Raw genomic sequence first — 24,530 nt, 5'->3', positions numbered from 1 at the left:
TCTCCGGCGCAAGAGCAGTGGAAATTAGAAGAACATGCTGCCGAACGTGCGGATCTCCGCTTGGACAGCTAAGGCTGTTGAACGATGACGCTGGAGAGGTCGCGGATGAGGGCCGGGCGTGTGCCCACTTCCGGCCGCACGTATGCGATCCGCTCAGCGTGAAAGGCCATGCGATGTCGTTCCGCGCCTATCCATAATTCGCAGACATATACAATTTGCGCAGGAAATAGCGCGGCGGCGGCCATTTTGTGGCGGAAAACACAGTAATTAACAGAGACTTAAGCAATCCGGATACTTCTTGCATATTAGTATGACTTATTTGACGGTGATCTTTTTGCGCTCGGGTCTTTCATATTCACTTGCTCGGGTCTTCCAAACCCTTCGTGGTCTCGGTAGGGATAGGGGCGGCAATGTCGCGATCGTCGTTGCCCTCACCCTGGTGCCGATGATCGTCGCAGTCGGCGCGAGCTTTGACTACATCCGTAGCTATAATGTCCGCCAGAGGATGCAGAGCGATCTCGACACTGCCCTGATCGCCGCAGTCAAAGAGATCGATACCGACGACGCCGTCGCTCTCAAGCAAAAGGTTTCCGACTGGTTCCACGCGCAGGTGGAAAACAGCTATACGCTTGGCGACATCAACATCGATACGTCAAACCATAAGATCACGGCGACGGCCAGCGGCACGGTTCCGACGACGCTGATGAAGATCGCCAACATCGACACCGTTGACGTCAGCGTGGCAAGCGCCGTCAAGGGGCCGGCCACCTCCTATCTCAATGTCTATATCGTCATCGACACATCGCCGTCGATGCTTCTGGCGGCAACAACGGCCGGCCAGGCGACCATGTATTCCGGCATCGGCTGCCAGTTCGCCTGCCACACGGGCGACGCGCACAAAATCGGCAACAAGACATACAACAACAACTATGAATACAGCACGGCCAAGAACATAAAGTTGCGCGCCGACGTCGCCGGTGATGCCGTCAAGGACGTGCTTGCGCTGATCGACACCTCCGACAGCAATCATCAACGCATCAAGGTCGGATTATATAGCCTCGGCGATACCCTCACGGAAGTTCTGGCCCCGACGCTCAGCACGGACAATGCACGCAATCGCCTTGCGGACGCAAGTTACGGCCTCACCAGCGCGACCTCGAAGGCAGCCACCTATTTTGACGTGTCGCTTGCGACGCTCAAGCAGAAAGTCGGCACTGGAGGGGATGGAACCTCCTCGGGCTCGCCGCTCAAGCTGGTTCTCCTGCTGACGGACGGCGTCCAATCGCAGCGCGAATGGGTGACCGACAAGGTCACATGGTCGAACAACAAGGCAATTTCCGGGACATACTGGAACAAGGTGGCGCCGCTCAATCCAGCTTGGTGCGCCTACCTCAAAAACCAGTCCGCCACCATGGGGGTTCTCTATACCGAATACCTGCCGCTCACATCGGATTGGGGCTACAACGCAACTGTCGGTTCGACCATGGCCAGCGCCAACTGGAAAGGCACCTATGGTGGCATCATGCAAACTGGCGTGTCGACCAGCATCACGAGACGGGATTACATCCCCTATGCGCTTTCCGACTGCGCATCGTCCAAGAGCCTGTTCCTATCAGCATCGTCATCGACCGAGATCACCGCAGGCCTGTCGGCGCTTTTCACCCAATATCTCGCATCCGTCCGGTTGACCCAATGAGGCGAGGGAAACGCTTCGCATCGTTGCGCCGCCTGCTCGGCGATCGCAAAGGGGTCGCTGCGATCGAATTTGCGATCCTGGCTCTGCCGCTCTTCATCATGATATTCGGCATTATCGAAGTGTCGCTGATGTTCTTCGTCAACTCGGCGCTGGACGCATCCGTGCACAAGATCTCCCGAATGATCCGCACCGGCGAGGTTGCGTCCTCCAAGATCACGCTGGCCGATTTCAAGACCAGAATCTGCAACGACATGCTTCTGTCGTTCAGCTGCTCCAGCGGTCTGCTGGTCAAGGTGATCGTGCTTTCCGACCTCTCGTCGGCCGCCAGCACCGACCCCATCGACGACAGCGGCAATCTCACCGTCACCGAGACCTATGACATCGGCAAAGGCAGCGATTACATCCTGGTTCAGACGTTCCTGCCATGGACAGCCGTCGTCAATTTCTTCAGCCTTTCGAGCGCCAAGCTTTCCGACGGCCGCTACCTGCTCGGATCTTCCGTTCTGTTCCGCAACGAGCCTTTCTGAGATGATCATGAAACGGAGCCTGTCCTTCTTCCGCTTCGCCCGATCCCGCACCCGTCATCTCATGCGCGACCGGTCAGCGGCTTCGGGTGTGGAATTCGCGCTGGTGTTGCCGATCCTGGTGATGCTCCTGTTCGGCACCGTCGATCTCGGCCATGCGCTCACAGTCAGCCGAAAGATAGACGAGATTGCCTCCTCCACAGGCGACATGATTTCACAGCAGGGCTCCTGGACGAAGTCCGACGTCGCCAAGCTTCTCTCTGGCGCCAGCTTCATCCTGCAGCCCTATGAGACGACAGGGCTGACGATCACCGTCGCGGTGGACGATATCGCCAAGAGCGGCAGCGCGACGGTCAACTGGTCTGCAGCACTCAACACCTCCGCCCTTAACTCCGGCGCGGCGAGTACAATCGAGGTCCCCTCGGAAATCCAGGATGATGGCGTGCAGGTGGTGCTGACCAGGGTGCAGTACACATTGACGACGCCGGTCTCGGCGTTCTTTTCAAACTTCACCGGGCAGAATGGCTACAGCTTCGATCGCCATTACTTCAATCGCCCGAGGGTCGGCGACAAGATCACTTACAAATAAGCTCCAGGCTTGTCGCAATCGCCTGGAGGCCCCACAGCTGCGACTATCATTATAGTCCTCCACGATTGATCGTCTCCAGGTCCGGCATATCGCCACCGCGTTCGACCGGCCCTTTCCAACCACGGCTTCCGCTCATCCGGCCGCAGAACCGCATGACCCCGGATGTGACTTAGACGGCATTGACCCGGTCCCTGTCGGGTGCATAGTCGCGGGGTACTGGCTTGAAGGTGGCAACGGTCGCCTTTGTCGTGTTGTAGGCGATGTGGCTTGGCCGATGTCGCGTTGGGCCCGCTGCGGGCTGCGGAGTAATCAAATGAAAATCGACAGTATCGGCTTCGTCGGAACCGGCGCAATTACCGAGGCCATGGTTCGCGGCCTTCTGACTGAGCCGGCCTATGCCTCCGAAATTCACGTTTCTCCACGAAGCGCTCACATCGCCGCGACGCTGGCAGAAGAATTCGCCGCCGTCAGAATTGCCAAGGACAATCAGGACGTCGTCGAACGCAGCGACATGGTGTTCCTGGCGATACGGCCGCAGGTCGCCGAGGAGGTCGTGCGCGCGCTATCGTTCAGGGATGGCCAAATGGTCGTCAGCCTCGTTGCGGCGACGGAACGCCAGGCCCTCTCCGAATGGATTGGCGCCGACGTGCATCTGGTGCAGGCGATCCCCCTGCCCTTCGTCGCCGGCCGGCAAGGCGTCACCGCCATCTATCCGCCTGATACCGCCGTCGCGGCGCTTTTCGACACGCTCGGAACGGCCGTCCAATGCCAGTCCAGAAAGGAATATGATCTTCTCGCGGCAGCGAGCGCAATGATGTCGACCTATTTCGGCATCATGGAGCAAGTTGCCGTCTGGCTGGAAAGAAGCGGCCTCGAAAAGGCGAAGGGACAGGCCTACATTGCGCCGCTCTTTGCAAGCCTCGCGCAGAAAGCGAACAGCCCCGGCAATGAACCGTTCAGCGCGCTGAGCCGCGAATTCGCGACCAAGGGAGGACTGAACGAGCAGGTTCTTTCAGACTTCGAGAAGAAGGGCGGCCTTGCCGCACTGACCGCCGCACTCGATGGCGTGCTTGCCCGCATCGAGGGCAAGAATTAGAACGTCGGCGGCGTGCAGGCGCTGATGACCTCGCAGGGCACCGGTCCGACGCAGCGGAAGCGGTGCGGGCGCCTGCTTTCGAAATAGTAGGCGTCACCCGCTCCAAGGATACGCCGCTCGTCGTCGACCGTCACCTCGAGCCTTCCAGAGAGCACGATCCCGCCCTCCTCCCCCTCGTGAACAAGCGGAACCTTTCCGGTATCGGCGCCCGGCTGGTAACATTCCTTGAGTATTTGCAGGCTGCGCCCGAACAGGTTTTCTCCAACCTGCCTGTAGGAAATGGCGCCCTTGCCGATCTCCACCAACTCCTCGGCCGCATAGAAGGCCTTCCTTGGACGCTCGGGCTCGAAGGCGAAGAATTCCGCCAGGCCGATGGGGATACCGTCCAGAATTCGCTTCAAAGCCCCGACCGACGGGTTGGAGGCGTTCGATTCGATCAGCGAGATCGTCGAGTTCGGCACGCCGGTGCGCTTGGCGAGCTCACGCTGGGAAAGCTTATGGGCGATGCGGAGATAGCGAAGGCGGTTGCCGATATCGACTGACATGATGCTACCCGTTTGTGTTGTCCAGAATATCCAAATTAATATCCTTCCGACCATTGAATTTCAATAGCTTGCACCGACAAAGAAAAGGACTTGTTTGAAAGGAAGAAATTGCCATTCTCGGCGCCATCCCAAAGGAGGCCAGGATGGACCAGCTCAGCAAAACGAACGCGCCCGTACTCGAAAATTTCTGGATGCCGTTCACCGCGAACCGGCAATTCAAGGCCACGCCGCGGCTACTCGCAGCCGCAGAGGGCATGTACTACACCGACATCGATGGACATCAGGTGCTTGACGGCACGGCCGGGCTCTGGTGCTGCAACGCCGGCCACGGCCGCAAGAAGATCGCCCAAGCCGTCGAGCGACAGCTTGCAACCCTCGACTACGCGCCGACCTTTCAGATGGGGCATCCGATCGCCTTCGACTTCGCTGCAAAACTGGCTGCGAACGCGCCGGGCGGTCCTGACGCCAAGCTCGACAGGATCTTCTTCACCGGCTCAGGCTCGGAATCGGTCGATACGGCGCTCAAGATCGCCATCGCCTATCAGCGGGCGATCGGCCAGGGCACCCGCACACGGATCATCGGGCGCGAGAAGGGATATCATGGCGTCGGGTTCGGCGGCATTTCTGTCGGCGGTCTCGTCAACAACCGGCGGGTCTTCCCGCAAATACCGGCCGACCATATGCGCCACACGCTCGACATCGGGCGCAATGCGTTTTCAAAGGGCCTCCCCGCCCACGGCGTCGAACTGGCGGACGATCTCGAGCGCCTGGTGCAGTTGCACGGCGCCGAGACCATCGCGGCTGTCATCGTCGAGCCGATGTCGGGATCAGCAGGCGTCGTCTTGCCTGCGAAGGGCTATCTGGAGAAGCTGCGCGCAACCGCCGACAAGCACGGGATTCTGCTGATCTTCGACGAGGTCATCACCGGCTTCGGGCGTCTCGGCACCCCTTTTGCGACCGACTACTTCGACGTCGTGCCCGACCTGATCACCACGGCAAAAGGCATCACCAACGGCACGATCCCGATGGGCGCGGTCTTTGCCAGCCGCAAGGTCTATGACGGCCTGATGGTCGGACCGGAAAATGCGATCGAACTCTTCCATGGCTATACCTATTCCGGCCATCCGGTCGCCTGCGCAGCCGGGCTCGCTACGCTCGAGATATACGAGGAAGAAGGCTTGCTGACGCGCGCATCCGAGCTCGCCGAATACTGGCAGGAGGCCCTTCATTCGCTGAATGGCCTGCCTCACGTCGTCGACATCCGCAATCTCGGACTGGTCGGAGCGGTCGAACTGGCTCCCCGGGACGGAGCACCGGGCACCCGCGCCTACGACATCTTCGTCGACTGCTTCGAAAAGGGCCTGCTGATCCGGGTGACCGGCGACATCATCGCGCTTTCTCCGCCGCTTATCATCGAGAAAGACCAGATCGACACGATCGTCTCGATGCTCGGCGATGCCTTGAAGCGCGCAGCATAGATCCGCATCCGACGTGGTGTTCCCGTCGGCGATCGGACGTCTGGTCCATCGTCGACGAGCCATCCGGCACGCCGACATAGAGCTCAGCGCTTCAAGGTCTGTGACGGCAGTTGGCCGAAACGCTTCCTGTATTCGGCTGCAAATCGCCCGAGATGCGTAAATCCCCATCTGAGCGCGACATCGGCGATGACCTGCTTCCCATCGGATTCCAGCAAATCGCGATGGGCGGCGGCCATCCGAAGGTCATGCAGATAGGACATCGGGGTCGTATCCCTGAATTGCCGGAAACCCTGTTGCAAAGTCCGAACGCTGACCTTGGCTGCCATCGCGATATCGTTGAGCGAAATCGGCTCGGCGACGTGTTCCTGCATGAAGTCGATGGCCCATTTCACATGGCGCGGGGCCGGCGCCGGAGCAGGCAGCGCAAGCTCGTTCGAATAACGATTGGGGCAGGTCTCCAGAAGCAGATAGATCGCCGCGTCGCAGAGCGAACCGGCAGCCAGCGGCGACCGCTGCAGCGGTCCGTTCCCGCTGAGGCCGCGATGGAGGCTCGAGACAATTTGCTGCAATACAAGCCCCGGACCGGTCGTCAGATCGATGTGAGGATGAAAATCGACGTCGCCGCTGATCGTTCTCTCGAACATATGCGTGAGGTGGCTGGTGATCTTGGCTTGGCCGACGAACAGGCCGAAATGACGGCGGGGGCCGAATAGGCGAGCACCCGCGGCACGACCTGCCTCAAGGATCGTGCCACGGGCGGGAACAGAATATATTTGCTCCCGCATGCCTTCGAAGGATGCGTTCCCTGCCATCGGTAGAAAAACGATCATCCTGTCGCTCGGCGCTTCCCGCCTGATCAGGATTGTGCCTTCGTAGGTACAGTCGGCGACGGTTACCTCTTCTCCGACGGAGACGAAATTGCAGTGGTATGCAATCGGCATATTGCCTTCCGCCACAACCTTGATCGGGGAGTTTGGCGTCGACAATATTTCCGAGAGCTCATCCGGGTCCGTTCCACTATGCGCCGTTTCCCGAAACAACATGCTCTGCACAGCCAGCTGTTGGGCGAGGCTGCCATCGTTATGTATATGAGAGTTAACGGACATTCGTGACCTCGAAAGACGATGTACACAAGTGATAATGGATTTTCGCAATCATGTTCGTCTCTGTTTGCGTTGCCGGGCGGTGTCAACCGTAGCGGCTGATTGCGAGATCTCTCACGTCGATTTCCGGCTGGCCGCCGCTGACGAGATCGCCGATGAGCCTGGCCGAACCGGTACTCATGGTCCAGCCGAGCGTGCCGTGACCGGTATTGAGGAAGAGGCCGGCGACCTTGGTCGCGCCGATGACCGGCGTGCCATCAGGCGTCATCGGGCGCAGGCCGGACCAGAAGGAGGCCTTGGAAACATCGCCGCCGGGGAAGAGATCGGTGACAGAATGTTCCAGCGTGCTGCGGCGAGCCAATCCGAGATCGTTGGTATAGCCCGATATTTCCGCCATGCCGCCGACGCGAATACGGTCGCCGAGCCGGGTGATCGCAATCTTGTAGGTCTCATCCATGACGGTCGATTCCGGCGCGCGTGACGCCTCGGTGATCGGGATGGTGAGCGAATAGCCCTTGACGGGATAGACTGGCAGCCTGATGCCGAGCGGATTGAGCAGCAGCGGCGAATAGCTGCCGAGCGCAACCACCACCGCCTCCGCGCTCATCCGCTCACGATCGGTGATGACCCCGCGCACCCGGCCGGCCTCGACATCCAGCGCCTTGATCGTCGTTCCGTAAACGAAGCGGACACCGAGCGCCTCGGCCTTGGCGGCCAGCGCGTTGGTGAACTTGAAGCAGTCACCGGTTTCGTCCTTCGGCGTCAGCAGACCGCCGACAATCTTGTCGCGCACATGTTTCAGGGCCGGTTCGAAGCGGATGCAGCCGTCCCGGTCCAGCACCTCATAGGGAATGCCGTCGGCAGCCAGCGCCTTGACATCCTTTGCCGAGGCCTCCAGTTGCTGCTGCGTGCGGAACAGCTGCAGGGTTCCCTGCATGCGTTCGTCGTAGGCGATGCCGGTCTCGGCGCGAAGATCGGCCAGCGCGATGCGGCTGTAATCGGCAAGGCGCAGCATGCGGCTCTTGTTGATCGCGTAGCGCTCGGAGGTGCAGTTCGACAGCATCCTGGCCATCCAGGAGAGCATGGCCATATCGAGTTTCGGTCGCAGGACGAGCGGCGCATGTTTCATGAACAGCCACTTCATGGCCTTCATGGGAATGCCGGGCGCCGCCCATGGCGAGCAATAGCCGAAGGAGACTTCGCCGGCATTGGCAAAGCTCGTCTCCAGCGCCGGACCAGGCTGCCGGTCGACGACCGTGACCTCATGGCCGGCCTTGGCCAGCTGATAAGCGGATGTGACGCCGACGATGCCGGCTCCTAGAACGATGACCTTCATGATGTTCCCAATGATGGAGCCGCCGGCTCTCGGCGATATTGCCTGTCGTAACGATCGCCGAGGCCGGTTAGGATTTCGTAAGAAATGGTGCCGGCGTCGCGGGCGATGTCCTCGAGTGTCTGATGGCGGCCGAGCACTTCGACAAGACTACCGAAGGTCAGCGCCCCTTCGGGCAGTGCTGATATGTCGACGGTCGCACTGTCCATCGACACGCGGCCGACGATCGGCAGGCGGATTCCCTTGAAATAGACGGCGCCGCGGTCGCCGAGGCATCGCGGCAGACCATCGGCATAGCCGGCTGCAATGGTGGCGAGACGCGTTTCCCGTTGCGTCACATGCGCGCCGCCATAGCCGACCTTTGCACCGGCCGGAACGGTGCGCGTCTGCACGACGGCGACATTGAGGCTGACGACCGGCTCCATCGGGTTCTTCTCGCCGCCGTTCGGAGCGCCGCCATAAAGCGCGATGCCGGGGCGGGCGAGCAGGCCGTGATAGGCATCGTCCAAGAAAACGCCGCCGGAATTGGCGAAGGAAATATCAAAGCCCGGAAACTCCTCGGCGATGCGGGACATCTCGGCAAACTGCTCGCCGTTCTGATCGCTATCCATGTCATCGGCCGAAGCCAGATGGCTCATGATGAACAGGATTTCGACATTGGTGCTGCCGCTAAGGGCTGCCGCCAGCTCCGCCCTTTCCTCCTCGGGAAAACCGAGCCGCGACATGCCGGTGTCGAACTGCAGGACGGCTGGCAGGCAGCGCTTCAGAATGCGCGCAGCCGTCGACCATTGCCGCCACTGCGCCAGTGAATTGAGAACCGGAACGATGCCCATCTCGGCGCAGGCGATCTCGTTACCCGGCTGCAAGCCGTTCAGCACGAAAATCTGGGCATCGTGCGCAAGGGCCGGCCGGAGCCTCAAGGCCTCGACAAACTGGGCGACGAAGAAGTGCCTGCAACCTTCACTGTAAAGCGTTCTTCCGACCCGCTCGGCGCCAAGGCCATAGGCGTCGGCCTTGACGACGGCGCCGGCGCGGACCGACGCCAGCATCGATACGAGCTTGCGATAGTTACGACCAAGGGCGGCAAGATCGACCGTCAGATAGCCCGTGGCTCCCTGCGTGGTCGTCGCAATGCGTGTGCGGGAAACCAAAATATCGCTATCCATGTCCACCCCTTTTCGATCTCAGGAGTTTATGAAAGAATGAGCGAAATTGCCGGCCATTCAGCATTCTATTATTGCATGATTTGCTAAATATCCGCATAATCAATCACAATTTGGAATGATCCACCATGGCTGCCCTCGACGCGATCGATCGCAATATTCTGAGACTGCTGCGTCTTGATGCCCGCATGAGCAATGCCAAGCTCGCCGCCGAAATCGGTCTCTCTCCCTCGGCCTGCCTCAGGCGCATCAAGATCATGGAAAAATCAGGCGTGATCCGCGGCTATACGGTGCTGGTCGACACCGGCAATGCGGATGAGATGATCGCCGTGATCATCAACATCACTCTCGAACGACAAACAGAAGACTATCTCGACCGCCTCGAGGCGGCAGTCCGCCGGCATCCCGAGATCCGGGAATGTTTTCTGATGACGGGCGGTTCGGACTATCTGCTGCGCGTGGAGGTTGCCAATGCCGGCGAGTTCGAGCGGATCCACAAGGAGATCCTGTCGACCTTGCCCGGTGTCCTCAGGATTCATTCCAGCTTCTCGATCCGCAATGTCCTGGCGACGCGCACGAGGGGCCGGCGCTGAACCGCGATACCACCCGCACACCCAGCCGGATCGCGCGCATGACCAGCCTCGCTGTATCGTCAACTTCGGCGCTGGCGCAGACTGGAGACCCCCTCGTCACTCGGATCCTGCGCTCCACTCGCGATAGGCGAGGTGGATCTTTGCTCCGATCGTCGTGAACGGCTGCGGCGGCAATGCCGTCGGGGCAGCCAGGCGCGCGTAGACGCGGCCGAGTTCGGAATCATGTCCGAGCGCCAGCTCCGCAGCCGCGATCCCTGATGCTGTCGAGTTCGACGCTCCAAGGCCGTTGCAGCCGCATGCCGCGAATACGCCACGCTCGATCTCGCCGAATGCCGGAACATGATTGCGTGTGAGCGCCATCGCGCCGGCCCAGCGATACTGCATCCCGACGCCGCCAAGGGTGGGAAAGCGTTTTGAAAACTTGCCGTCGTGGAGGCGGCCGGCCCGCTGGATCGCGGCGTCGCTGACTGCGATGCTCTGATTATAGCTGTAGCGCGAGCGCACCAGGATCCGGTCGCCGGCGCCGGTGCTGATGCGGCGGACGGTCGTTCCCATCGGCAGGGCGGGCGTGGCGGCCCACTTCCGCTCTCCACCGAGGCGCGAGGGGTCGAACGCCTCGGTGAGGGAGGCGTAGGTGAAGACGTGGAGCAGACGTTGCGGGAAGAAGCCGAAGCTCTCCACATGTCCATTGTTTGCCATGATGATCTTCGCCGCCTGCACGGAACCCTGCGGCGTCTTGACGAGCCATCCTGTACCGGAGCGCTCGAACGAGAGCGCCGGCGTCCGCTCGTAAAGGGTGACAGGCTCCTTCAGGCAGTCGGCGACCGCGCGAATGTAGGCGGCGGGCTGCACGATGATCGTGCCGGGCATGAACAGACCGGAGGTGTAAACCGGCGATCCCGTTACTGCCTCGATCTCCCCGGCGCTCAGGAGCCGATGGTCTTCGCCCATGTTCGTGAGCTGCTGCGCATAGTCATCGAGGTGCTTGTCGCCTTCCGCGCTAATGGCGACGCTGTATCGGCCACAGGGATCGAACACCTCCTTGCCCCAGCCATTTTCCGTCGCCATCTCGGTCGCCAGAGCGATGGCCGAGCGCTGAATGAGCACGGATTGCCTGAACCTGGCCTCCGACTCTCCGCTGAAATCGTCGGACGAGACCTCGTGCGGCAGGTCGATGATGAAGCCCGAATTCGCGCCCGCAGGCCCCTCGCCGACAATGCCCGCTTCCAGCACCGCGACCCGCGCGGTCGGGTCCAGGCGCGAGATGCGCCGCGCCGCGGAAAGGCCGGCGAAACCACCGCCGATGATCGCGACGTCGGCAATGACCGGTCCGGTCAGCGCCGGCCGTGGCGTACGGGGCGCAAGCATGGCCACCCAGCCCGAAACGCCTGCGCGTTTCGGCAGCCTGGAAGCGACGAAGACATTCCTTGCGGCCTGGGTCACGTCAGATCGCTTCCCGCTCCATGAGCGTTTCGAGGGAGCGGCGAATGGCCGGAAGCTTTTCTGGGGCAAGACCGCGCAGCGGTTTTCGCGGAACGCCGGCCCCGTAGCCCACCAGATCTGCCGCCGCATAGACGGACTGCACGTAATCGCCTTCCCAGATCAGCCCCATAGACGGCTCCAAGATTTTCCAGAGCGCGCGAACCTCGTCCCACTTGTGCTCGGCGGCGGCCTCGACGAGGGCGACGCAGGTTTTCGGAGCGAAGTTCGCCCCACCCCAGATCAGGCCGTCGCATCCGGCATAGAGCGCATAGGGAACGAGAGGGTCAGCGCCGTTCATGACGAAACGGCCGGTGCGGATAAGTGCTGCCTGCTTTCCAAGGTCGCCGCTGCTGTCCTTGACGGCACAAAAGCCGGGGATTTCGCTCAGCTTGTCGAGAAGTTCGGGCGTGACGGCGACGCCGACCGCCTGGGGAACGTTGTAGCCAATCACCGGAAGACCGGCCTTCGCAACCTCGCTGTAGAAATCGACGATGCCCAGGTCGTCGGTCGGCCCTTCGAAGAAGGGCGGTAGAACCATCACGCCTTCGGCGCCGGCGTCGCGCGCGCGGATCGTGCGTTCGACGACGTCTTCCACCAGAAGCGCGGAGGTCTGCGCAATCACCTTCGCCCGGCCATTGACGATCTGCGCTCCGCGCCGGATCAGCTCCTCGGATTCCTCCTTGGAAAGATAGACGTGCATGCCGGTGCCGGAGCTGAACAGGAAGCTCCTGACGCCCGCTGAGAGATAGCGCTCGACATTGTATTCGAGCCTGCCGTAGTCGATGCGTCCGGCATCGTCGAACGGCGTGGTAATGGCAAGATTCAGGCCTGGAAACTGGAAGTCAGACATTCGTTTGGTGTCCTGCGTTAGGCTGTCGAAGGGTCGAGCCAAAGGTCCTAGAGGGTCGGCGTCTCCAGACCCTCCGGGGCCGCGTACATGGCCATGTTTCGTCGTGAAAGCTCGAGGTGAAGCCGCGCCAGTTCTCCGGCTGCGTCGGGATTGCGTTTCCCGATGGCTTCGATCATCTCATCATGTTGTTGCGTGGCGAGCTCGAGTTCTTCCTGCATGCGAGGCGTGTTCGGGTGCTTGTAGAAAACCTTGCCGATGCGCGCATGGTCGATCTGCAGTCGCCGCAGGCTCGGAACCAGATAGACGTTGTGCGCCATCTCACCGATCTGGCGGTGGAACTGGTCGTTGTAGAAGACGCGCCCTTCGACGTCGCAATTGTCGACGGCCTTTCGAAATGATTGCTGAACCTGCTTGAGCACGTCGAGCTGCCCGCGCGTTCCGTTCTCGGCCGCCAGCTTGCTGGCGGTGATGTAGATCATCGGCGCAAGAAGGAAGAAGTCATGCAGCGACTGGTAGCTCATCGAACTGACCCGCGCAGCACGGTTGGCTTCCAGCTCGATATAACCTTCGCCAGCCATCTGTCGCATCAGCTCGCGAACCGGCGGTCGGGACAACCCAAACTCCTCGCTCAGCGCCACTTCGTCCAACACCGCACCCGGCGGCAGTTCCATCGTCAGGATGCGTCTGCGAAGCGTCAGGCTTAGATTCCTTTTACGGTCGGGGTTGCCGACCTCGGAGATAATTTCATCGTCCATCTCATAATCCTTTTGAAAGACATTATGTAGACATAAGATAGACGTCAAGAATTTCTTGAGACTCCGGAATCGAATCCGCTCGCCCAGTCAGCGAGAAAGAAGGTTCGGGTCAGGAAAAGTTGCCGCCTTCGCGGCACAGCGAATGCTGCGTCGCCAAGGCGACTGGCGACCTCGATTGCTCATCGGCCCATCCGGCAACAGCTATGAGTAATGCGCCGCGCTCTAAAAGGTCAGTTGCACCTTGCAGGCGGCTGCGCGATCGCCGGCGAGCGTGAAGGCGGCGGTGGCTTGTTCGAGCGGCAGGCTGTGGCTGATGATCGGCCGCACATCGATCTTGCGGCTGGAGATCAGCTCGACGGCAGTACCGAATTCCTCGTGGAAGCGCTGCGTTCCGTGGAGTTGAAGCTCCTTGCCGACGATGGCGTTGAGAGGGATCGGGACGTCTCCCGTGACGCCGACCTGCACGATCGTTCCGCGTGGTCTGATGGCGGCAATTGCGCCGCGGATGGCCGGGGCGGCGGCCGAGCATTCGAAGACGAGATCGAAATAGCCCTTTCCCGCCTCGAATTCCGCAAGCGCCTGGGCATTCTTGGAAACATTGACCGTGCGGCTGGCGCCCATCGCTTTGGCTCGGTCCAGCGCTGCATCCGCGAGATCGGTCACCACGATCTCATCTGCGCCGAAATAACTGGCGACAGCAACCGTCAGGGCGCCGATCGGGCCGGCTCCGGTGACCAGCACGCGTTTGCCTGTGATATCTCCAGCGCGCGATGCCGCGTGCAGGCAGACGGAGAGCGGTTCGCTGCAGGCCGCTTCCGCGGCAGTTGTCGCAGCTCCGACCGCGAAGCACTGCTTGGCCGGCACCACCATCCATTCCCGGAACATGCCCTGCTCATGCGGCAGGCGCATCGCACTGCCCATGAAGCGCATGTCCAGGCAGTGGATCGGCATGTTTTTCTCGCAATATTCGCAATGCCCGCAGGGTTGGCTGGGATTGACCGCCACCAGCGTCCCGGCCTTCAGGTCGACCCCCTCACCCGCTTGGCTGACGGTCCCCGAGGCCTCGTGGCCAGGTATGATCGGCTCGCGAACCCGGACCGGCCCGAAGCCACCGTCCTGATAATAATGCAGGTCGGAGCCGCAAATCCCTGCGGCCGCCATTTTGAGAAGCACCTCGCCGGGACCAAGGGCCGCAACCGCGACGGTCTCGATCCTCAGGTCGCCCTTTTGGTAAAGCCGTGCCACACGTGTCCGCATCTTCCGCTCCTATCTCAGCAGCCCGAGTTGCTGCGGCAGCCACAGCGATATGGCGGGCACGAAGGTGATCAGGATCAGCGCCAGGAAGAGCGGCACCAGCCAGGGCAGGATCGCCATGGTCGTGCGTTCGACGGAGAGTTTCGCGACCCTCGACAGCACGAAAAGCACCATGCCGAGCGGCGGATGCAACAGACCGATCATCAAGTTCAGCGTCATGATGAGACCGAACTGGACCGGATCGATCCCGAATTTCAGGACGATCGGCAGAAGGATCGGCACGAGGATGGTGATGGCCGCGATCGTATCCAGGAAGCAGCCGACGAAGAGCATCAGCAGGTTCACGAGGATCAGGAAAACCCATTTATTGTCGGTGATCGACAGGATCGCATCGGAGAGCAACTGCGCCGCCTGGCTCACCGTCAGCAACCATGCGAAGACCGATGCCGCAGTGACGATGAAGAGAACGGACGCCGTCGTCTCGATCGTATCGAAGCTCGCCTTGGCGAGCGTCGAGGGCGTCATCGTCCGGTAACGCACCAGACCGAGAAACAAAGACCAGAGGACGGCCGCAACCGCTGCCTCCGTCGGCGTGAACCAGCCCATCGTCATGCCGCCGATCAGGATGACGGGCGTCATCAGCGCCATGACGGCGGAAAAGCGGAAATACCAGTCGAGGGCGAGAAGCAGGGCAAGGGCAATGCCCGCCGCAACATTCATCGATACGCCCGCCTGCATCAGCAGATAGATGGCCAGCGGCACCGCCAGGACGACGACGATTTCCATCCCCGCCGACAGCAACTGCTTGACATCGAACGGCGCGTCGGAGCCCCAGCGCTTCCAATAGGCAAAGGCGGCGACGGTGATCATCATCAGGAGCGTCATCACAATGCCGGGCAGGATGCCCGCCATGAAAAGAGCGCCGATCGAGACGTTCGCCATCATGCCGTAAATCACGAAAGGCAGCGACGGCGGGAAGATCGGGCCAAGCGTTGCCGAAGCCGCCGTCACGCCGACCGCGGCCTCGACCGGATAGCCATGATCCTTCATTGCCTTGATCTCGATCGTGCCGATACCGGCCGCATCGGCAAGCGCCGTGCCAGACATGCCCGAGAAGATCACGGAACCGATGATGTTAACCTGCGCCAGACCGCCCTTCATCCAGCCGACGAGAGCGACGGCAAAGGAATAGATGCGGCCGGTGACGCCGGCCGAGTTCATCAGATTGCCCGCCAGGATGAAGAAGGGCACGGCGAGCAGCGGGAAGCTTTCGACGCCGGCGATCATGCGCTGGGCGACGATGATATCGGGCGCCACGTCGTAAAGGACGATGTAGAGCACGGATGCGACGGCCATCGAGATGGCAACGGGCACCCCGACCAGCATCAGCACCAGAAACGAGCCAAGAAGCAGTAGCATCAGATCAATCCTCGACGGTCTGGAATTCTTCGGGGCGCTCCAAAACGGAGTAGCCGCGGCGCATATTGGCGATGAAGACGACGATCGCGCGGATCAGCATCAGCACGAAGGCGATGAGAACGCTGTAGAAAACGACGTTGCGCGGCAGGTCGACGGTGACCATCTGCTCGTCCGCGACGATATCGACGTAACGCCACATCAGGTGGCAGCCATAGGCGAAGAAGCCAATGCGAACGATATCGACGAAAGTGGCGAGCACGCGTGCCAGACCTGCCGGCATATAGTGATAGAACACATCCACCTGGATATGCCGCGAGGTGCGCACGCACATGACGGAACCGAGAAAGACGACGCCGATCAGGCAGTTGATCGCAATCTCCTCGGTCCAGGCGTAGCTGTCGTTCAGCACATAGCGCGTGAAGAACTGCAGGAAGACGCAACCCGCCATCAGCCAGAAGACGATCAGCGTGATCCAGTCTTCAATGGCGTAGTCCGAGACGTTTGCGGTCGGCGCGTGCCCTTCGAACTCGTGACCGATTTCTTCGGCCGTGATTTGCGTATGAATTTCTTGCGACATGATCGGCCCTGTTCCAGTTCGGAATGAAGGAGCGCGGCGCCTGCAGCAACCAACGTGTTACTGCATCCTTGCGCGTCTGAAAGACGCGCGGCGCTGTAAGGCGCCGCGCCGCGTGGGTTTACTGGATCGCGCGGATTGCTTCCCAATCGGCCTTCTCGTAGCCGAAATCCTCGAACTTGACCTTTTCCATCACGGTCTTTTCGAAATCGGCCTTGTCGACCTCGGCGACATTCAACCCTTTTTCCTTGAATGTCGCGATGAGGCTGTTTTCCTTGCCGGCGATTGTCTTGCTCGTACGCTCGGCGGCCTCCTGCATGACCTCGCCGAAGATCTTCTTGTCCTCGTCGGAAAGGCTCGCCCACCGCGTCTTCGAGACTACGGTGTTGAGGTGATCGACGATGTGGCCGGTGAGGATGATGTTCTTCTGGACTTCGTAGAACTTCTTCGCCTCGATCGTCGTCAGCGGATTTTCCTGCGCCTCGACCGTACCGTTCTGCAAAGCGAGATAGACCTCGGCAAAGGCGATCGGCGTGGTGTTGGCGCCACAGGCGCGCGGCATGGCGAGATAGGCCGGAACATCAGGCACGCGGATTTTCAAGCCCTGCATATCGGCGCATTTGGTGATCGGCTTGTTTGATGTCGTATGGCGCGTGCCGTAATAGCTGACGGCCGCGATGTGGTTGCCGGTCTTGTCTTCATAGCCTTTGGCAAGACGCTTGAAGACATCGCTCTTGGTATAGGCGATCAGGTGATCGGGACCGCGGAAAATGTAGGGGAAGTAAGTCACGCCGATCGGCTTGTAGTCTCGCGCCGCGAAGCTCGATCCCGAGATGATGATGTCGACGGTCCCTAGCTTGAGGCCCTGGTTGATGTCGGCTTCCTTGCCCAGCTGCGACGCCGGATAGACCTCGATCTTATAGCGCCCGTCTGTGCGCTTGTTGATCTCTTCTGCGGCCCATACGGAATCCGTGTGGAAGGGCTCTGACGTTTCATAGACATGAGCCCATTTCAGCACTGTCTGGGCCTGTGCGATCGCGCTGCTCGCCATGATTACGGCTGCAGTGCAAAGTATCGTTGTCAGTCTGCTTTTCATTGCTCTCTCCTCCCGAGCTTGGGTTAAGTCTTGGCAGTTCCTTTCGGCGGCCGCTTGTTGCGTCCGCGCTCCTCTTCCCCCGAGAACTCCTCCCCGAAGCTTTCGGAAAACCTCTTCTGCGACATGGTCAGATGGGCGCGCATGGCAGCCTTGGCGCCGGCGGCATCGCCGGCGGCGATCGCGTCGCGAATGGCCCGGTGCTCATCCAGAGCGCTGCGCCATGTCGTCGGCCCCTCGAAGTGGCTAGCGAGCCTTGCGAAATAAGGCGTCATGCGCATGTCGAACATCTCGCCCGTCACGCGGATCAATGTCGCATTCCCAATGATGGCGGCAATGCCGGTGTGGAAGGCGCGATCGGCATCGAGCACTGCGATTGCATCGTTGACCACACCACCCATGCGCGTCAGAGCTTCATCGAGCAGAGCGATATCGTCCGGCTTGGCGCGACCGGCCGCTTCTTCGGCGATGGCGCATTCGATGAGGGCCCGCGCCTGGAGCAGTTCGAAAGGCCCCTCCACCGGCTCGCGCTCGGCCCCAGCGACGGTCGCAGCATGCTGGCGCACCACATAAATGCCGGATCCCATGCGGATATTGACGAGGCCTTCGACCTCCAGGACGATCAGCGCCTCGCGGACGGTCGGGCGCGAAACCGACAGTTGCTCCGCCAGATCGCGCTCGGCCGGCAGCCGCTGGCCGACGGCAAGCTCACCGCTGGCGATCATCATACGAATCTGATCCGCGACCTGCCGATACAGGCGCCGTGATTCAACAGGCGAAAACATCGTGGCCTCCCTAGGCGGCTTCTCCTCAAGCGCGCAGCTGGTCAATTGGCCTGACCAATTAAGTTATAGGTAGCATCCCTTGGGTTGTGCGTCAATCCGCCGCATAACTGGAAAAAGATTGTTTATCCAAAGGCAGAGCACGACTTGTTCTCGCCGACGAGGGGCAAGCCCCGATCGCTACTGGTGCAAAGCCTGAGGACGGCGGCAAATATACGACCAATCGACGAACGACAGGTCGGTTAACTAGAAATCCAAGGGCGCCAGCCTCCATACGACGTCGGTGGCCGCCGAGTGTGGCTCGAGAATGCTGTCCAGAAAAAGAAAGCTCCGGATCCGCCAGCTGCGATAGATTTTTCGCTTTTGAACGGTCGTATCGCTCTGCTCGCGTCGTTTGGCGAGAGCACGCCGTCTCCCAGCCGCGAGCGCCATGAAGTCTGCTCGGCGATGCCGAAATTTTGAGCCCCGGGGTGGCCGATTGCAAGGCATTTGACCCACCGTGCCTCTTTAGCACGCGGTTCGCCGACCGGGTTTTGTACGCAATCGCACGCGTCGAGAAATTCCTTTAGCAGATGCTAAAGTCTCACCTACGGTAATCCAGCTGGGGGTCACTGGTATGGACCAATATTCCTTCCCGAGCGGCGAGGATGAAATCCATCGCCACATCGTCGAGAGCGCGCTCGACTATGCGATCTTTGCCATGGATCTCGATGGCACTGTGGCGACGTGGAGTGCCGGTGCGGAAAACCTCTTCGGCTATTCGGCATCCGAGATGATCGGACAGAACGGGGTCATCATCTTTTCATTCGAGGATCAACTCGCCGGAGCGCCGCTCAAAGAGAAGCGGCTTGCGCTGACCACCGGCCGCGCCGACGACAATCGGTGGCACGTCAGAAAAGACGGCAGCATGTTCTGGGCGTCAGGGCTGATGATGCCGCTTCGCAACGACGTGGGTGGGATCTACGGCCTGGCGAAAATCGTCCGGGACCGGACCCTGACGCTTCAGCAGGACGAAGCGTTGCGCGCCAGCGAGGAACGCCTCCAGCTTATTCTTAAAAGCGCGATCGATTACGCGATCTTTTCCTTTGATCAAGATGGGCGGATCATCAGTTGGAACACCGGGGCTTGCCGCATCTTTGGATATCTGGAAGATGAGATTCTCGGTCAAGACGCACGCATTCTCTTCGTACCGGAAGACCGCACCGAGGGCCATGTGGCGCTTGACCGCGAGATGGAGACGGCGCTTGAGCGCGGCCGGGCTGAAAACGAACGATTTCATTTGCGTAAGGATGGATCGACGTTCTGGGGCAGCGGATTGACCATGCCGCTGCGCGCCCATCATCAAAGAGCCGGCTATCTCAAGGTACTTCGGGATGACACCGAGCGTCACTTTGCAGATGAGCACCAGCAAATCATGCTGCGCGAGATGAGCCATCGTGTCAAAAACAGCCTGACACTGGTCACCGCCATGCTTTCGATGCAGGCCCGCTCGGCTGAACAGCAGGAGGTGGGAGAGGCTTTGCGCGATGCCGAAGCGCGCGTCGGCACCATTGCCGAGGTACACGATCAATTGTGGCGCCAACCGAACATCGAAACGGTGGAACTGGCGGATTTTCTGTCAAGCCTGTGTCTGCGCCTGCAGCAGGCGGCATCAAAGCACACGGTTTCGGTCGACGCGGATGCGTGCGTTATCGATGCAGACCGGGCAATCCAGCTTGCCCTTCTCGTCAACGAACTGGTGACGAACGCCTTCAAGCACGCTTATTCCGATATTTCAGGCACTGTCACCGTCAGTGCGCGCGCCACCGCCGACGAAATCCGCCTTGAAATCGCCGATGATGGAAAAGGTTTCCCGGACGGATTTTCCGTCTCTAAAGATGACGGCAAGAGCTTGGGCATGAAGGTCGTGCGCGTTCTGGTGCAGCAGTTGAGGGCCGAGCTTCACATCGAGAATCGGCGGCCCGGCGCGAGTTTTCTGATCCGTCTGCCCCGGAATCCCTGACAGATTTCCCGGGCAGCCCGCAAGTTTTGTCAAAACCGCACAAAGCGCCTTCCAAATATGGATATGGCTGCTGTTTTGACGCATAAGCTGGTCATTACCGCGATCTCATAGCTGCCGGTATGAGCGCGGGCTCCCTCCCGCTGGAGAGGGGTCATGCCCGCACAGGATCAGCGTATTGTTCATAACTTGCTGTTGAAGGCTTTGCCTGCGGAGGCCTTTGACCTGCTGGCCGCCGATGCCCAAGCCGTCGAGCTGCCGTTGAGACATGTGCTGGTCGAGTCAGACCAGCCGAACGAACATGTCTGTTTCGTCGAAAGTGGTCTGGCATCGATGGTGGCGACGAACGCCGAAGACGAAGCCGTCGAGGTCGGACATATCGGATTTGAGGGCATGGCAGGACTGCATGTTGTTCTGAAGACGAATACGACACCCAATCGGACCTTCATGCAGGTCGCGGGATCCGGCCTGCTGGTCTCCGTCGAGACCTTCGGGCGGGTGCTCGCAGCGTTTCCTGCCGTCAACGATCTGTTCCTCCAATATATGCATTGCTGTGATATACAACTGGCTCAGTCGGCTCTCGCCAACGGGCGCTACAACATGCATGAGCGGCTCGCCCGCTGGCTGTTGATGTGTCACGATCGGCTGAATGGCAACGACCTGCCGCTCACGCATGAATTTCTGGCGCTGATGCTCGGCGTACGCCGCTCGGGCGTGACGAACGAACTGCATGTCATCGAAGGAATGAGAGCCATTAGGTCGACCCGCGCCAACGTCAAGGTTCTCGACCGAGAAAGGCTGGAGGAGATCGCCGCCGGAAGCTACGGCATTCCGGAACGGGAATACGAGCGCTTGATCGGACTGCCGATCCGGCGTTCCGCTAGAGCATGAAGCCGAAAAGTGTGGGCGGTTTTCGGACGACATCAATTTAGAACAGGATGTCTTAGTCGGAGCTTCTGATCGTCTCTGACGAAAAGCACAGTCAGAAAAACGGTTCCCTGTTCGTCACCGATGTGTATCTTTCTCGCCGACATGTCTTTTCCCGCAAGCACTGCTGGCTCATCAGCGCTCTCGCATCTTGCACGGCTTGTTGCCTTGCGTCCTCGATCGTCGCCAGTTCGGTGCCTTCCCAGACGGCAGGCGTCGAAGTTCCTGAAACGATGACTTTGGTCTGCTCCTTAGAAAAGGACCAGTTCGCCACTCAACGGCACCAATAGTTGTCCTCTCGCCCCCTTTTGGCCGGCGCCGGATGAATTGGGGGGTCTGGCGGCGCATTTTTAATAACCGGTGTTGGGCCTTGCATGGACGGCATCGCCGGAGTTTTTCAAGTCCAAATGCATACGATATCGGACAAACACGTCGCTTTCATCCGATCCGGCACGTTTCGCGTTGGTGAATCATGCCATCGAGAAAAGAGGGCTAGCGGCCTGAAGCCGTCGTGCCGGCAGCGGTCCTGCCCGACGGACGTGCTTTGCTGAAGTTCGGCCACGTAAAACCCCCGAGGTTGGATGTCCAACTTTCGGGGGTCAGGTCACGATGGGAATTTTCGTGAGGAAGCCGATCAATTGTTGTGAGCCGCGCAGGCTTCATCCATCGGGGTGGCGTTGCTCGTACCGCCCTGTGTCTGAAGATTGGCAGAGTTATTGACCGGATTGGGGCACTTGGTCTTATCCATCTTCATCGTGCCGCTGGTCGTGGAATTCGTCGTGGTGGAATCCGTTGCCATCGGCTTTTTAGTCTTCGTGTCGCTAGTGGCGCCGCCGCCCTGATCGGCTTGATTCTTGTCGATCGTTGCGCCGGCCGGCGCTGGGTTGGACTGGGCGAAAGCGGATGTGGCCATCCCGATAGCGAAGAGGGAAGCTGCTACAAGTTTCATGCGCATTGTGATATCCTCCTTGGGGATCTTTGCGTGCTTGACCCATTCACAACCTCGTTCTTTGATCATTGTTCCGCTGCGGCCGATAAATGCACTGCCGCGTCCGACAGCCGCGACGCGGTCAACAATCGAGGTCTTTTAAGCAGGAGGATGAGCACCCATTGCTCACAAGGTAATCGGCGATTATTTCGCGTAAAGCGCCCGCGACCGCTCAAGATGCTTGAGCAGCGCCGTTTCCGAGCCATCCACATCGTTTGCTTCAAGGCGGTCGACGATTTCGTCATGTTCGGCGAGCGTGAATTTTTCCTTGCCGGTCCAGATCAGCATCTCGGTATGATATTCCTTCAGCCAGGCAAGCATTGCTTCGCTGACGGCAATGTAGATCGGGTTGCCTGATATCTGCGCGATGCGGGTGTGAAACTCCATGTCGGCGTCGATGAACTCTTCGGCCCGGCCAAGTGACATTCGCTGGCGTTCGATGATGTTCCTGAGGTCGGCGATATCGCTTGCCGAGGACCGCTGCGCGGCCTCGCGCGCCATGCCCCGCTCGAAGAAGATGCGCGCGCTCTTCAAATATTCCAGCGAGTCCGACGATTGCGACAGCATGATCTTGGCGGTGAGATCGACCTGGCGGAATATCGATTTTGCCGTCAGCCGGAGAACCTTGGCCCGCTCGCCATGTGAAATGCTGACCAGACCTTTGTTGGCGAGGGATTGCATGGCCTCCCTGATCGCCGGCCGGCCGACGCCGAAGCGTTCCATCAGCACCCGCTCGGAAGGCATTTCGTCGCCGGGCTGGAGCTCGCCCGAGGTAATCATTCGCTCAAGTCGATCAAACACTTCGTCAGAGAGTTTCCGGCGGACGATTTGTTCGAGGGGCTGGGTCATCATATCTCGCTGGCTCAAATGTTTCCTCCTAACAGTTTCCGGGTCGAGAACAAAGCTGTCGGCGAAAATTTGCGGATCCGAAGATTCTACTTTTCATGAGTTGGAATACTCATTATACCAGATCACAAGTTGACGCCATGGTAATCTGCGTGGCGAGAGGAGCAACCGTCCGTTTCATGATAATTACCCTGACCTACCGTATCGAAACGCCCGGCAGCGTCGAGGCGATGGCGGAAAAGATCGCGAGCGACCAGTCGACCGGCACCTTCGTTCCCGTCCCCGGCGAGACCGAAGAGCTGAAATCGCGTGTCGCCGCCCGTGTGCTCGCGATCCGTCCGCTCGAAGGCGCCAGTCATCCGACTTGGCCCGAGGTCGGCCCCGGCACGCCGCTTCATCGCGCCGATGTCGACATCGCCTTTCCGCTGGACGCGATCGGGACAGACCTTGCGGCATTGATGACCATTGCAATCGGCGGCGTCTACTCCATCAAGGGCATGACCGGCATCCGCATCGTCGATATGAAGCTCCCCGACGCCTTCAAAAGCGCGCATCCGGGACCGCAGTTCGGCATCCCCGGAAGCCGCCGCCTCACCGGCGTCGAAGGCCGGCCCATCATCGGAACGATCGTCAAGCCGGCGCTTGGTCTCAGACCGCACGAAACGGCGGAACTCGTCGGCGAGCTGATCTCATCCGGCGTAGACTTCATCAAGGATGACGAAAAACTGATGAGCCCGGCCTATTCGCCGCTCAAGGACCGCGTTGCGGCGATCATGCCGCGCATTCTCGATCACGAGCAGAAGACCGGCAAGAAGGTCATGTATGCCTTCGGCATCTCGCATGCCGACCCCGACGAGATGATGCGCAACCACGACATCGTCGCCAAGGCCGGCGGCAATTGCGCCGTCGTCAACATCAACTCGATCGGCTTCGGCGGCATGAGCTTTCTGCGCAAGCGCTCCGATCTGGTGCTGCACGCGCATCGAAACGGTTGGGATGTGCTGACGCGCGATCCGGGCGCCGGCATGGATTTCAAGGTCTATCAGCAGTTCTGGCGGCTGCTCGGGGTCGATCAGTTTCAGATCAACGGCATCAGGGTCAAATATTGGGAGCCGGACGACAGCTTCGTTTCGTCCTTCAAGGCCGTCAGCACGCCGCTCTTCGACGCCTCCGATTGCCCGCTTCCGGTTGCCGGTTCGGGTCAGTGGGGAGGACAGGCGCCCGAGACCTATCAGCGGACCGGCCGCACCGTCGATCTTCTCTATCTCTGCGGCGGCGGCATCGTCAGCCACCCCGGCGGACCGGCGGCCGGCGTTCGGGCCGTGCAGCAGGCTTGGCAGGCAGCGGTCGCGGACATCCCGTTGGAGACCTACGCGAAAGATCATCCGGAGCTCGCCGCTTCGATTGCCAAATTCAGCGACGGCAAGGGCGCGTGACCGCG

24 protein-coding genes and 1 pseudogene are annotated in these 24,530 nt (G+C 60.3%); 9 read left to right on the top strand and 16 right to left on the bottom strand.

The window, feature by feature from the left end; all coding sequences use genetic code 11:
- Positions 1 to 310: 310 nt before the first annotated feature.
- Genes AC2444_RS25250 through AC2444_RS25240 form a run of 3 tightly spaced genes read left to right on the top strand, consistent with a single transcriptional unit; the run spans position 311 to position 2,809 of the window.
- Positions 311 to 1,696 carry a TadE/TadG family type IV pilus assembly protein gene (locus AC2444_RS25250; protein ID WP_128449297.1) on the top strand — a complete coding sequence of 462 codons (1,386 nt, stop codon included), beginning with the start codon at positions 311 to 313 and terminating at the stop codon, positions 1,694 to 1,696.
- On the top strand, positions 1,693 to 2,223 hold the full coding sequence (locus AC2444_RS25245) for a TadE/TadG family type IV pilus assembly protein (RefSeq protein WP_128449298.1): 531 nt from the start codon (positions 1,693 to 1,695) through the stop codon (positions 2,221 to 2,223). Before AC2444_RS25250 ends, AC2444_RS25245 begins: the two co-directional genes overlap by 4 nt.
- 1 nt (position 2,224) lies before the next feature.
- Positions 2,225 to 2,809, top strand: coding sequence for a TadE/TadG family type IV pilus assembly protein (locus AC2444_RS25240; protein ID WP_128449299.1), 585 nt, complete (start codon positions 2,225 to 2,227; stop codon positions 2,807 to 2,809).
- 172 nt (positions 2,810 to 2,981) lie between these two features.
- Here the strand turns inward: AC2444_RS25240 and AC2444_RS25235 are convergent.
- A pseudogene (locus AC2444_RS25235) lies at positions 2,982 to 3,080 on the bottom strand (short-chain dehydrogenase); the annotation flags it as partial.
- A gap of 42 nt (positions 3,081 to 3,122) precedes the next feature.
- Here AC2444_RS25235 and AC2444_RS25230 point away from each other — a divergent pair.
- Positions 3,123 to 3,905: a pyrroline-5-carboxylate reductase gene (locus AC2444_RS25230; RefSeq protein WP_128406614.1), complete on the top strand. Its 783-nt coding sequence runs from the start codon at positions 3,123 to 3,125 to the stop codon at positions 3,903 to 3,905.
- Here AC2444_RS25230 and AC2444_RS25225 read toward each other — a convergent pair.
- Entirely contained in the window at positions 3,902 to 4,450 is a 549-nt protein-coding gene (locus tag AC2444_RS25225) for a cupin domain-containing protein (RefSeq protein WP_017996032.1), read from the bottom strand. The genes AC2444_RS25230 and AC2444_RS25225 overlap by 4 nt on opposite strands.
- A 143-nt stretch (positions 4,451 to 4,593) precedes the next feature.
- On the opposite strand from AC2444_RS25225, the gene aptA reads away from it, so the two are divergent.
- Positions 4,594 to 5,928: an omega-aminotransferase AptA gene (gene aptA / locus AC2444_RS25220; RefSeq protein WP_128449300.1), complete on the top strand. Its 1,335-nt coding sequence runs from the start codon at positions 4,594 to 4,596 to the stop codon at positions 5,926 to 5,928.
- 83 nt (positions 5,929 to 6,011) lie between these two features.
- Here the strand turns inward: aptA and AC2444_RS25215 are convergent, their stop codons facing one another.
- From AC2444_RS25215 to alr, 3 genes are all read right to left on the bottom strand, one after another.
- Positions 6,012 to 7,034, bottom strand: coding sequence for a helix-turn-helix transcriptional regulator (locus AC2444_RS25215; RefSeq protein WP_128449301.1), 1,023 nt, complete (start codon positions 7,032 to 7,034; stop codon positions 6,012 to 6,014).
- An 82-nt stretch (positions 7,035 to 7,116) separates the two neighbouring features.
- On the bottom strand, positions 7,117 to 8,367 hold the full coding sequence (locus tag AC2444_RS25210; protein ID WP_003562272.1) for a D-amino acid dehydrogenase: 1,251 nt from the start codon (positions 8,365 to 8,367) through the stop codon (positions 7,117 to 7,119).
- Positions 8,364 to 9,530: an alanine racemase gene (gene alr / locus AC2444_RS25205; RefSeq protein WP_128449302.1), complete on the bottom strand. Its 1,167-nt coding sequence runs from the start codon at positions 9,528 to 9,530 to the stop codon at positions 8,364 to 8,366. The genes AC2444_RS25210 and alr overlap by 4 nt, the downstream gene beginning before the upstream one ends.
- A gap of 125 nt (positions 9,531 to 9,655) precedes the next feature.
- Here alr and AC2444_RS25200 point away from each other — a divergent pair, with 125 nt between their 5' ends.
- Positions 9,656 to 10,120: an Lrp/AsnC family transcriptional regulator gene (locus AC2444_RS25200; RefSeq protein WP_003562274.1), complete on the top strand. Its 465-nt coding sequence runs from the start codon at positions 9,656 to 9,658 to the stop codon at positions 10,118 to 10,120.
- A 96-nt stretch (positions 10,121 to 10,216) separates the two neighbouring features.
- Here AC2444_RS25200 and AC2444_RS25195 read toward each other — a convergent pair whose 3' ends face one another.
- The 8 genes from AC2444_RS25195 to AC2444_RS25160 form a co-directional block, all read right to left on the bottom strand.
- The gene (locus AC2444_RS25195; RefSeq protein WP_012755233.1) at positions 10,217 to 11,563 is read right to left on the bottom strand and encodes an NAD(P)/FAD-dependent oxidoreductase; all 1,347 of its coding nucleotides are present in this window, start codon (positions 11,561 to 11,563) and stop codon (positions 10,217 to 10,219) included.
- 1 nt (position 11,564) lies between these two features.
- Positions 11,565 to 12,452, bottom strand: a complete 888-nt coding sequence (locus AC2444_RS25190) for a dihydrodipicolinate synthase family protein (protein WP_003562276.1) — start codon at positions 12,450 to 12,452, stop codon at positions 11,565 to 11,567.
- A gap of 47 nt (positions 12,453 to 12,499) precedes the next feature.
- Positions 12,500 to 13,207, bottom strand: a complete 708-nt coding sequence (locus AC2444_RS25185) for a GntR family transcriptional regulator (RefSeq protein WP_128449303.1) — start codon at positions 13,205 to 13,207, stop codon at positions 12,500 to 12,502.
- A 222-nt stretch (positions 13,208 to 13,429) separates the two neighbouring features.
- Positions 13,430 to 14,464, bottom strand: coding sequence for an L-idonate 5-dehydrogenase (locus tag AC2444_RS25180; protein WP_012755231.1), 1,035 nt, complete (start codon positions 14,462 to 14,464; stop codon positions 13,430 to 13,432).
- A 9-nt stretch (positions 14,465 to 14,473) separates the two neighbouring features.
- Positions 14,474 to 15,880 carry a TRAP transporter large permease gene (locus AC2444_RS25175; protein WP_128449304.1) on the bottom strand — a complete coding sequence of 469 codons (1,407 nt, stop codon included), beginning with the start codon at positions 15,878 to 15,880 and terminating at the stop codon, positions 14,474 to 14,476.
- Between the two features lie 4 nt (positions 15,881 to 15,884).
- Entirely contained in the window at positions 15,885 to 16,457 is a 573-nt protein-coding gene (locus tag AC2444_RS25170; protein WP_128438755.1) for a TRAP transporter small permease, read from the bottom strand.
- Between the two features lie 118 nt (positions 16,458 to 16,575).
- Complete coding sequence (locus AC2444_RS25165) at positions 16,576 to 17,550, bottom strand: sialic acid TRAP transporter substrate-binding protein SiaP (RefSeq protein ID WP_128449305.1); 975 nt, start codon at positions 17,548 to 17,550, stop codon at positions 16,576 to 16,578.
- 23 nt (positions 17,551 to 17,573) lie between these two features.
- Positions 17,574 to 18,332, bottom strand: a complete 759-nt coding sequence (locus AC2444_RS25160) for a FadR/GntR family transcriptional regulator (protein WP_017996043.1) — start codon at positions 18,330 to 18,332, stop codon at positions 17,574 to 17,576.
- Between the two features lie 613 nt (positions 18,333 to 18,945).
- Here AC2444_RS25160 and AC2444_RS25155 point away from each other — a divergent pair.
- Both AC2444_RS25155 and AC2444_RS25150 read left to right on the top strand, forming a co-directional pair.
- Positions 18,946 to 20,331: a sensor histidine kinase gene (locus tag AC2444_RS25155; protein ID WP_128449306.1), complete on the top strand. Its 1,386-nt coding sequence runs from the start codon at positions 18,946 to 18,948 to the stop codon at positions 20,329 to 20,331.
- Positions 20,332 to 20,484: 153 nt separating this feature from the next.
- Complete coding sequence (locus tag AC2444_RS25150) at positions 20,485 to 21,219, top strand: Crp/Fnr family transcriptional regulator (RefSeq protein WP_003562284.1); 735 nt, start codon at positions 20,485 to 20,487, stop codon at positions 21,217 to 21,219.
- Between the two features lie 91 nt (positions 21,220 to 21,310).
- Here the strand turns inward: AC2444_RS25150 and AC2444_RS25145 are convergent, their stop codons facing one another.
- The 3 genes from AC2444_RS25145 to AC2444_RS25135 all read right to left on the bottom strand — a co-directional run bounded on the left by AC2444_RS25145 (position 21,311) and on the right by AC2444_RS25135 (position 23,092).
- Complete coding sequence (locus tag AC2444_RS25145) at positions 21,311 to 21,412, bottom strand: hypothetical protein (protein ID WP_458394977.1); 102 nt, start codon at positions 21,410 to 21,412, stop codon at positions 21,311 to 21,313.
- A gap of 477 nt (positions 21,413 to 21,889) precedes the next feature.
- Positions 21,890 to 22,210 carry a hypothetical protein gene (locus tag AC2444_RS25140; RefSeq protein WP_003562285.1) on the bottom strand — a complete coding sequence of 107 codons (321 nt, stop codon included), beginning with the start codon at positions 22,208 to 22,210 and terminating at the stop codon, positions 21,890 to 21,892.
- A gap of 177 nt (positions 22,211 to 22,387) precedes the next feature.
- Positions 22,388 to 23,092 (bottom strand): transcriptional regulator NanR, encoded by a 705-nt coding sequence (locus tag AC2444_RS25135; RefSeq protein ID WP_026157568.1) that lies wholly within the window; start codon positions 23,090 to 23,092, stop codon positions 22,388 to 22,390.
- Between the two features lie 176 nt (positions 23,093 to 23,268).
- Here AC2444_RS25135 and oiaX point away from each other — a divergent pair, with 176 nt between their 5' ends.
- Entirely contained in the window at positions 23,269 to 24,525 is a 1,257-nt protein-coding gene (gene oiaX / locus AC2444_RS25130) for a 3-oxo-isoapionate-4-phosphate decarboxylase OiaX (RefSeq protein ID WP_128449307.1), read from the top strand.
- Positions 24,526 to 24,530: the final 5 nt, after the last annotated feature.

Source organism: Rhizobium sp. WSM1328, from assembly GCF_057653715.1.
Note: the sequence above shows the minus strand (reverse complement) of the source record. Positions and strands in the feature narration are given on the sequence as shown.

Bases quoted from the DNA above. Each gene is read 5' to 3' on its own strand.
- AC2444_RS25165 (WP_128449305.1), bottom strand. From the start codon at position 17,550: ATGAAAAGCAGACTGACAACGATACTTTGCACTGCAGCCGTAATCATG.
- aptA (WP_128449300.1), top strand. From the start codon at position 4,594: ATGGACCAGCTCAGCAAAACGAACGCGCCCGTACTCGAAAATTTCTGG.
- AC2444_RS25225 (WP_017996032.1), bottom strand. From the start codon at position 4,450: ATGTCAGTCGATATCGGCAACCGCCTTCGCTATCTCCGCATCGCCCAT.
- AC2444_RS25150 (WP_003562284.1), top strand. From the start codon at position 20,485: ATGCCCGCACAGGATCAGCGTATTGTTCATAACTTGCTGTTGAAGGCT.
- alr (WP_128449302.1), bottom strand. From the start codon at position 9,530: ATGGATAGCGATATTTTGGTTTCCCGCACACGCATTGCGACGACCACG.
- AC2444_RS25215 (WP_128449301.1), bottom strand. From the start codon at position 7,034: ATGTCCGTTAACTCTCATATACATAACGATGGCAGCCTCGCCCAACAG.
- AC2444_RS25155 (WP_128449306.1), top strand. From the start codon at position 18,946: ATGGACCAATATTCCTTCCCGAGCGGCGAGGATGAAATCCATCGCCAC.
- AC2444_RS25250 (WP_128449297.1), top strand. From the start codon at position 311: ATGACTTATTTGACGGTGATCTTTTTGCGCTCGGGTCTTTCATATTCA.
- AC2444_RS25240 (WP_128449299.1), top strand. From the start codon at position 2,225: ATGATCATGAAACGGAGCCTGTCCTTCTTCCGCTTCGCCCGATCCCGC.
- AC2444_RS25170 (WP_128438755.1), bottom strand. From the start codon at position 16,457: ATGTCGCAAGAAATTCATACGCAAATCACGGCCGAAGAAATCGGTCAC.
- AC2444_RS25185 (WP_128449303.1), bottom strand. From the start codon at position 13,207: ATGGACGATGAAATTATCTCCGAGGTCGGCAACCCCGACCGTAAAAGG.
- AC2444_RS25230 (WP_128406614.1), top strand. From the start codon at position 3,123: ATGAAAATCGACAGTATCGGCTTCGTCGGAACCGGCGCAATTACCGAG.
- AC2444_RS25245 (WP_128449298.1), top strand. From the start codon at position 1,693: ATGAGGCGAGGGAAACGCTTCGCATCGTTGCGCCGCCTGCTCGGCGAT.
- AC2444_RS25175 (WP_128449304.1), bottom strand. From the start codon at position 15,880: ATGCTACTGCTTCTTGGCTCGTTTCTGGTGCTGATGCTGGTCGGGGTG.
- AC2444_RS25210 (WP_003562272.1), bottom strand. From the start codon at position 8,367: ATGAAGGTCATCGTTCTAGGAGCCGGCATCGTCGGCGTCACATCCGCT.
- AC2444_RS25190 (WP_003562276.1), bottom strand. From the start codon at position 12,452: ATGTCTGACTTCCAGTTTCCAGGCCTGAATCTTGCCATTACCACGCCG.
- oiaX (WP_128449307.1), top strand. From the start codon at position 23,269: ATGATAATTACCCTGACCTACCGTATCGAAACGCCCGGCAGCGTCGAG.
- AC2444_RS25140 (WP_003562285.1), bottom strand. From the start codon at position 22,210: ATGCGCATGAAACTTGTAGCAGCTTCCCTCTTCGCTATCGGGATGGCC.
- AC2444_RS25160 (WP_017996043.1), bottom strand. From the start codon at position 18,332: ATGTTTTCGCCTGTTGAATCACGGCGCCTGTATCGGCAGGTCGCGGAT.
- AC2444_RS25180 (WP_012755231.1), bottom strand. From the start codon at position 14,464: ATGCGGACACGTGTGGCACGGCTTTACCAAAAGGGCGACCTGAGGATC.
- AC2444_RS25135 (WP_026157568.1), bottom strand. From the start codon at position 23,092: ATGACCCAGCCCCTCGAACAAATCGTCCGCCGGAAACTCTCTGACGAA.
- AC2444_RS25200 (WP_003562274.1), top strand. From the start codon at position 9,656: ATGGCTGCCCTCGACGCGATCGATCGCAATATTCTGAGACTGCTGCGT.